At 40.0% G+C, this 8,370-nt stretch carries 5 protein-coding genes and 1 pseudogene; 4 read left to right on the forward strand and 2 right to left on the reverse strand.

Features of this window, described 5'->3' with window-relative positions:
* Nucleotides 1-1,060: 1,060 nt before the first annotated feature.
* The gene (locus AB4238_RS05620) at nt 1,061-1,924 is read right to left on the reverse strand and encodes a helix-turn-helix transcriptional regulator (RefSeq protein ID WP_372032122.1); all 864 of its coding nucleotides are present in this window, start codon (nt 1,922-1,924) and stop codon (nt 1,061-1,063) included.
* A gap of 201 nt (nt 1,925-2,125) precedes the next feature.
* Here AB4238_RS05620 and AB4238_RS05625 point away from each other — a divergent pair, with 201 nt between their 5' ends.
* From AB4238_RS05625 to AB4238_RS05640, 4 genes are read left to right on the forward strand one after another with little or no spacing between them, the layout of a single operon-like run.
* Nucleotides 2,126-2,905, forward strand: coding sequence for a hypothetical protein (locus tag AB4238_RS05625; RefSeq protein WP_372032124.1), 780 nt, complete (start codon nt 2,126-2,128; stop codon nt 2,903-2,905).
* A 3-nt stretch (nt 2,906-2,908) separates the two neighbouring features.
* Nucleotides 2,909-5,848 (forward strand): hypothetical protein, encoded by a 2,940-nt coding sequence (locus AB4238_RS05630; RefSeq protein ID WP_372032125.1) that lies wholly within the window; start codon nt 2,909-2,911, stop codon nt 5,846-5,848.
* Nucleotides 5,841-7,250 carry a hypothetical protein gene (locus tag AB4238_RS05635; RefSeq protein WP_372032127.1) on the forward strand — a complete coding sequence of 470 codons (1,410 nt, stop codon included), beginning with the start codon at nt 5,841-5,843 and terminating at the stop codon, nt 7,248-7,250. The genes AB4238_RS05630 and AB4238_RS05635 overlap by 8 nt, the downstream gene beginning before the upstream one ends.
* Nucleotides 7,247-7,813, forward strand: coding sequence for a condensin complex protein MksE (locus AB4238_RS05640; RefSeq protein ID WP_372032129.1), 567 nt, complete (start codon nt 7,247-7,249; stop codon nt 7,811-7,813). Before AB4238_RS05635 ends, AB4238_RS05640 begins: the two co-directional genes overlap by 4 nt.
* Nucleotides 7,814-8,213: 400 nt before the next feature.
* On the opposite strand, the pseudogene AB4238_RS22480 reads toward AB4238_RS05640, so the two are convergent.
* Nucleotides 8,214-8,370, reverse strand: a pseudogene (locus tag AB4238_RS22480) (transposase); the annotation flags it as partial.

The following is an 8,370-nucleotide window of genomic DNA, read 5'->3' on the forward strand; positions in this document are numbered from 1 at the left end:
TGCAATTGGTATAAATGAGTATTTACTCTGGATGATAATGGGGCAACTTAGTGTTAGCTGATTTAGGTAAGTTTATGCGACAAATTATTCAGTGGCTGAAAGTGTTTATACTTGCGTGGACATTTTGCCGCCATTCAGATGTGACAAAGGGTTAGCCTTTGTTTTAGTTGGTGGAGGCGGCGGGGCTCTGCTTGTTTTTGTAACTCATTGTTAATGTGGCGCTTTGTGTTTGGTTGTGAGCTTGGGTGTTCCTATTGGTGTTACAATGAAAGAGAGTCACAGTACTGCAGCAGCAAAATATTTAGAAAAAGTTTTAAAACTTGATAAAAAATTCATCCACGGCCTTTCCCGTACCTTATAGCAAGTGAACACTTTCCAATTTTATAAATTCTAAATTTAGGTACTTTATGGTTCCAGATAGTCCTGATACCAATAAAGTCTAGAAATATAGACTTTATTGAACAATTACAGGTGAGCCCCTAGATAAAGCTGTGAGTAGCATTGAGTCGGCCTGCGCAACACACTACTAGCAGCAGTAAAATTAAAATAACTGAATATCTCTTTTACTGCTATTCCTAGGTCATTGGTCTACACAAAGTTACTATATAGGTGGCTCTATGTAGACCGCTGGGTGAGAAAAAATAAGCAATCTCTAAATTGACTATCAGTGCTATTGGTATGTTTTCTATTTAGCACAGCAAAAGTGCCACCAGCTGTTGGTACTTTTGCTGCACTTATTCAGTAAGCTTTGTAAGTCCTTAAGGTAGAGGGCGGCAATGAGCTGTATTCCGGGAATAGGCTTACTCTAGTTTATTAATTATGATAAAGGTGTACCTGAGGTACCACTATATTGCTTTTTATAAACTCCAATAATAACAGGCTAAAGAGTATTCACACCTGTATGTTGATAGGAAGGAAAACTTAGCAGATACAACCTCACTTTAGTCCACCTGGTAACCAACTAATGAACAACAGCATTTCCGTTTTTTGGGCGTATATTGTTTAAATTACCTTAAGATTAGGGAGCGACTAAACTAATTCGAAACTGTTGATGAAACACTCACCTAAAGGTCAGGTACTCGGCAATATCATTTAAATTCTTGACGATGATTTGTTGGCCTTGAGGGTTTGAATCTAAAGTGTGTAAATCAATGTTGTACGCGTCTAAAACATACCGAACTAATGCCGCATTAGTAGAAATCTCAAGCACGTTATCTTGCATGCCATAGTCGTTAGATATTACGGCTGCTTGTGCTTCTGTAAACCTTGAGTCAGGTGCTAATTGTATTGTCAAATTAGTGCTCCATACTTTGTCTTGAGTTTTATCCATAACCATTTTGTCATTTATATCTGGTATACCTCTTATTCGGCTTAATACAAAATCACGATAGCCATTAGCGTGTTCGCAATAGGCTCTTACATGCCAGCGTAATGATGTACAAACTAAAGAGTGGGGGGAGATTATACGCTCTACTTCACTTCCATTTTTGAGTGACGTGTAGCTAATATCTACACGTTTTTTCTCTTTTATAGCCTGAATAAGAGGGCCTAATACTTTAGGAGAAATGTTTCTAGTGTTCGGGCGAATCATCGATGTGTTGTCAAATCCCATATTGAGATCAGTAAACGTACTTACCATATCTTCACTACGCGAAAGTATATGTAGGTATTCATCTGCATGGCCACTGGTAAGCTTCGGCTTAAAGCTATTGCTTGGCTTGTAGCCTTTTAGGTACTTATCATAAATGAGGTTACCTGGAGCAATGTCGGCCAAATAGCTGTTTATATCTTTAGAAGCTTGCTGACGCCCAATGCCAAAACTTTGTATTAGATGATTAGTCGTTAACCTACCTTCCCATAAAGATATGATTTCGATCATGCGATATCGGAATAGTAAATCCCACCTAATTGGCCATTTGTTCATTCTTATAACCCGCCTATTTGTACTACATGTATATGTATTCAGTATTTACCTGTCGCCATTGAAGTCATATTATTTTCAGGATGATTAATTGTCAACAGCTCTGAGCTCAAGCCTGTTACTTGGTTTAGATAAGGTGCGCGCAGCACCGTAACTACTATGAAGTCTTGAGTATATGTGTCTGATGTAATTGGATGAACTGAAATGAAACTAAATAAATACCTGGAAAAAATAGCACAGGGTAAGTCAATAAATCTTGATAGATTCATTGAATGTTTGCCTTATTCTGATCTTAATGAGTGGCGGAAAGTCTATAGTGCAGTGCGGGTACGTGGTGGCTATCAGTTGACGATTGTAGATGAAGAGCAGCATCAGGCACTTTATAGGCCAGAACCAAGTGATAGAGTCACTGCGTCTCATGTAGGTCGTTCTCATGATTTTCCGAGTAATTTTGCGCATGTGCTAGTTTTGAACGATATCACCAAATCACAGGTTCCTTTTGTTGTCGTGTCTGATATCAACGGTTACAAAACGGGAGGAAAGCTTGTTGGTAAGCGAGCTGTACTTATTGAGAATATTGAGAACTTCTATCGTTATCAGGAATTTCTAAATTTAATTGGACACCCTACATTAGTAAATAATAGTGACATTATTTTTGGGGCCGGTAATCAAATATGCCATCGCCTCAATCGACCGTTTCTGTCCATTTATGAGGAGCTTTATTGTGCGCAAGATGTTGAGCTAGGTGGATTAACAATATACAAAACACTAAAAACCTATCTTCCTCAGTGCAGTTGGTTAGCGCCAGTTGATTGGGAAATATTCAGAGATAAATTTAAGTTAAAGCCTCAAAATAGTTCTCACCTTGTTAAAGCCATAGATCTAGCTAGAGAACTCGGTTTAAACACAGAGGCCGATCTCATGAACCAAACTCGCGCATTCTTAGAGCAAGAAGCTCTATTGCCAGATTTAGCACAGGATTAACCAATGTTTAAAAATGCTATCGATAATCTTTTAATCAGTATATCTCGTCTTGTAGTCGTAGATTCTGCGGGTGTCGCTATCGCTGAAATTGACCTGCGTGAAGGAGGAATATTGATAGGCGGCGGGAATATCGGTAAAACCTCAATCCTCAATGCTATTCGATTATTCTTATTACCTGAAGAGAACTTCAAAGACTCGGCAAAGAAATTTGGGTTTTCAGATAAAGAAGGTAAATTTTATTCAAATGATGAGAGCTACGAACATTACTTTCCAAGTAGCGCAAGCTTTCTGATTTTGGAGTGTGACAACTACTTAGGCGGTCCTTTACCTCACTGTCAGATTCTCTATCGAGGAAACTCGGATAAGCTGGATTACCGTCGAATGTTTACATCGCTGCGTTATGCGCAGATCCGCCATCTTTTTTGGGATGCTAGCGCTGGAGAAGATGGTATTGGAGGTAGGGTAGAAGGCTTAAGTCCTACCAAGGTCCAGACTTTCCTCAAGAGGGAGGATAAGTATTTTAAAACTCTAATGCGCACAGCGGCAATTAAAGAGGTTATCTACGCAAATCAACTATTAGACATTGATGCAATGCGCTTTTGCTTATTCCCACTAAGCACGACGAGTGATGCTAATGTTGATGCTTTTAGAGCGTTAGTTCGCTTGCTGTTTGATATGAAAACCGGCTCTGACACGGTGCGTTTAGCGGTCGCTAATATTATTGAGTCACAGAAAAAAGAGCGTAAAGACGAACTCAACTTTGATATTGATGCTTTCATTGGGCATAACGAGGCTCTTTCTTGTCGTGAGCTGCTTCTTATAAAGATAGAAAGCTTAAGACCTGAGTATGAAAAGCTTGCGAGTAGCCATCAGCAGTTAGTGAGAAACAGAAATGCTGAAGATGAGTTAATGCAGTACGCCATGATGACACAAAACCGGATTGACAAAGAAAGCAAAGAGTTTGGTTTGGAAGAAACTCAGTTGAAGCTAATGGAAGGTAAAGTGCGCTCTGCTAATAATAATTGTAAGGAGACAGCCAGAGAACAAGATATATTATCGGGTGAGATTAAAGCGCTAAATCGCCAGCAGGTAAAGCTAAATGAGGTAGGGCAGAAAACTCGATTGCTAATAAATCAATATGATGAGTCAGAGCCCCTCGAAATGATTGTGTCAGGCCATAAAGAACACCTAGCTGACAAAGTGAGCGAACTACAACTTAAAGAGAATGCTGAAAAGCGACAAAATGAATTAGCAGAACTTAAGAAAGAGATTGAAAAGTTCAAAGCAATGGAATGTAGACTTCAAGCCTCAGTGAGTAGTCAGGAATTTAAGCTGTTCAATCAGCTAACAGATTCAACCTGGCTGAAACTAGCGGCGGTTAATCCTGAAGTAGCTGAGGCTAATCCAGAACGGGATCTAACTACTTCGGAGCGGCATGCAATAGAGTCTTTTGTTGAGATGGTTGAGCTTAACGAGCTTGGTTATGAAATCTTTGACGTAAAATTAAGTGAGTTTTCTGTAGATAACCGAGAATCAGACCAGAGCAGACTGGATAAAGTTCGGCTGCAACTCGAAAAATCCCGAAAACGTGCATTTGAAATCAGTGCGATTAGTAATGAAAGCCACTTTGAACGGGTTAAAGCCATCACAGCGCTTAAGATTGAAATTAAGCGTACTAAGTCGGAAATCGAACTACTATTGGCGTTCAACAGTAATACACAGCAGCTTTACAGCGTAAATGAAGAGCTAGAACAAGCAAAAAACAAACAGCAAACATTTGAAAATCAGCTTGAAAGCCAAAATGAAGTGGTAGCTCAAGAGAAGGCAGCATTTGAAGCGCAAAAGGTTAAAGTCGGACAACTACAAACAGATCTAGATAAATTGAGTGAGTATCAAGTTCGGCTCAAAGCCGAGCTTGACGCACACAGCTTACCAACCAGTAATTTTTCAGTATTACCTGACAATGTATTAGAGCTTACAGAAGACAATCTGCAAAAACGAATCGAGAACTTACAAAGTAAGCGGCAAGCGCGAAGCGAGATTGGTGAAAAAATCCGTGAGTTTATTCTCAATGAAGTGCTAGAAAATGATGACAAGCTCAGAAGTTCATCTGTTGATGATGAATTATTAGAACACGCATTCCAACAGCTTAGATCACGTTATCAAGGCCTAGAAGAAGAGTTTGATATTTTGCGGAAAAACTTTGTTGAGCATAAGCACTCCGTTCACGCCATTATTAATGAGCTAAAGAATAACCGCGAAATGGTACGCCAGTTTGAGCACAGTATTAACCGGGCTTTTGAGGGAGTGAGTATTAATGATCTGGCTGAAGTAGAAGCAAAGATTGAAGTGGAAGCAAGGTTCAGTGATTTAGTTGGTGAAATAGAGCACTTAGATACCCATTCAGATCAAAAAGCATCTGACCAATTTATTGAACGCCTTAAAGCCTTTAGTAAGAAGTTTTTCCCTGATGGAAAGGCAGCCCTATTGACTATGGAGCAGATTGTATCTGGTATTGCCTACAGAGTGAAAAAACAGGGGCAAACTGGCTGGGAGAGTAAATCGCAATCGACTTCGACTATTATGCTCATCAATATCAAACTCGTTGAGATTTTGCTTGGCAGGTTGAGAAACAGCGCGTGTACAACTCAGTTTCCTTTGATTATTGATGAAGGTGCCTCTGTTGATAGTTCTCAGTTTGATTGGCTATTACCAAATATGAAACAAGCGGGATTTAGAGTATTAAGCGCATCCACCAACTCGGCATCCAGTGAGATCATCTTTAAATTTGGACAGCATTTTCGTTTAGACGCCATGCGTACTGCAACTCCTTACAGCTCAGCGCGAACCATCGCTTTTACTGGTATGCCTGACAGTTTCGTTACCCTGGGTAGTGCGTTAGATAGAGAGCAGCTTGATATGTTTGGAGAGGCTGATGAGTGACCAACGGCTCCTAACGATTCCGACTTTTTCCATCATGCTTGAGCATCACACTATTATGCGTGACATCATCCGTGAAATGGATGAAACGAGTGAGCCTTATGTGTATGAAGCGACGTTTATTGCGCGGCTACATCGTTATATTCAAGGACAAAACAGAGATAAGCGTAAACAGCTAAGAACTGCTTTTTCGACGGATAACTTACTAGCAGCACATATTTTGGTCGATAAAGATGAATTTGGTGGTGAAAGTAGACTTATCTTTGATCGTTCTGTTATTGGCGTATTTAGACTATTCGACCGCAGCTTGTTTCAAGATCTAACCGATGTGGCATTAAAGCTCCAGTTAGGCGGAATACGTTTGTTACTGGCTAAGCTTCAATCGAGCGCTACGTTGTTTAGCGATATAGATCTTGATTTTAAAGAGCTGATAGATGAACTCTTTCATCGTTTAAGTGAGTTGCTAAATAGTATCCGCTTGAATTTGGTTAAAATGCAGGTGATTAATCAAGAGCTAAGTGAAGCGAGTGAACTAGCCGCTAAATCAGATAACCCTAAGGTATTCTCTGTGTTACAGCGAGAGTCCATTGAAAAGATATCGCTTCTATTGTCTCGACACATTTTACCAACTCGACAATTTCTTGATGAAAAAAGTCGTTTGAAAGATGGCCGCAACTTGTTTGAGTGTCTGCAAAGCTTGCGCAACCAGTTCGATCTCCATCAAGATCATCAGCGTTCTACGGCAATGCTGAGATATGAGGTTAGCTTTAACAGCTTTCATTCGCAAATCAGCAAAGTATCTCAGTCAGTTGATCAGTTCTTAGCTCGCTCTAAAAAGCGCCTTAAACAGTTTAATGCAATTGAGATTGCATTTGGTGATCTAGTCAAAGAGCTGGATGCAACAAAGCATAACTTAAAACGTAGCCAGATTGATGGCCAATTTGCGCGTGATAACGGAGCATTTTTAGGGTTGATGCAGCATGCAAGGCCAAAAGTACTACGTATTAGTAGTTCGGAAGCTTATCTTAACAACGTAGTGAGTGACATAGAGGCTAGAGTGACAGATCAAAGCTTATTGAAGCAACATCAATATGTGGATCTGGCAAGCTCTATAGATAACTCTACAGAGCGCAGATTAGAGCGAGCTGAGCGGATATATAACTTGGTTAAACAGATGCAGATGACGGAATATAAAGATTTAACGATAGCCTTGCAACGACGACTCAAAAGCCATCTACCTGATTATCATTTTGTAGACTTATTGGAAGGACTTAACTTCTTGGTGCGTAGTGAGTCAATGCTTGACGGGCATACCGTGAAAGTGACTAATTTCCGTAATCGCCTAAGGCAAGAAGACACAGTGTATTTATATCGTAAAATTCGAACAGAGAGAGTAGACCAATGATGACGGCTTTTTCCCAAATCAATATGGCTAAAAGCCAGCAGATATACACTACCTTTGTAAGCGGAAAGGTAATCACTAAACAAGCCTATGGTCTGTACCAGCAGAGTTTTGTAGACAGTATTCTCTATACCGAGCTGTACAAAAACCTCGATCACTTTACTCAGCTCTACCTACATATCGGTTATAACCTCAACTTTAACGTCAAAGGGGAGTTTTTCTATATTAGCCGTAACGAAGCCGAAGAAGAGGCTGATACTAATGCGACAAAGATCCAGGCTATGCTTTTGATTATTGCGCGATATTGGGTAGACAAAGGTTTTGACCTCGATGATTTAATTACTCCTGTTATTGGCTTGGGGCGATCAGCACAGGAAGAGATTGCTGAGCAAACTATCTATAACGATATTCGCCAGGCACTTGGAATAGATACTTGGGAAAAAGCTTTTAACTATCTTGCAGATAGAAACTTCCTATATATCTGTGGCGATAAGCACTATGTGCTTAGCTCTGCAGGAATGTACTTTTTGAACCAGCATGTAGAAAAGTATTCAGTAGAGCGTTAGGGGAAGGTAGGATGAGTATTTTATGTTGGGTATATGGGTATATGGGTACAAAAACTAAAAAACTAATAGCCAGCCATTATTAATCAACAACATAACGAGCTAAGAGCGCGACTTCAATACTTAGCCGTATTCTTACCATGAATATTCCTCGCGAAAGCGAACCAAAAAACTAATAGCCAGCCATTATTAATCAACAACATAACGAGCTAAGAGCGCGACTTCAATACTTAGCCGTATTCTTACCATGAATATTCTTCGCGAAAGCGAACCTGTCGATATAATTTGCAAGAAGTGATGAAATTTGGCTGAAATACTCTTCTGAAAAGTGCTGATGGTTAACTCAGTGAGTTTGTCTGAGGAAAGTCGATTTTAGGTGATATCTATTTTGAAAAACGCTGGGTTAATGGCTTCGCATATATTCGCAGCTGCTTGAGAAATGCCGTCGGCGCTTGTTGAGGTGTTCACAGTAACGGTTGAATCCCTCCAATGTACCCACTGGGCCGTGAAACAATTGACCGAACTCTGTGACAATTTTGAACCAATTTGCTGTTGGGATA

This window comes from Shewanella sp. 10N.286.45.A1, assembly GCF_041470405.1.
Taxonomy (GTDB): Bacteria; Pseudomonadota; Gammaproteobacteria; order Enterobacterales; family Shewanellaceae; genus Shewanella.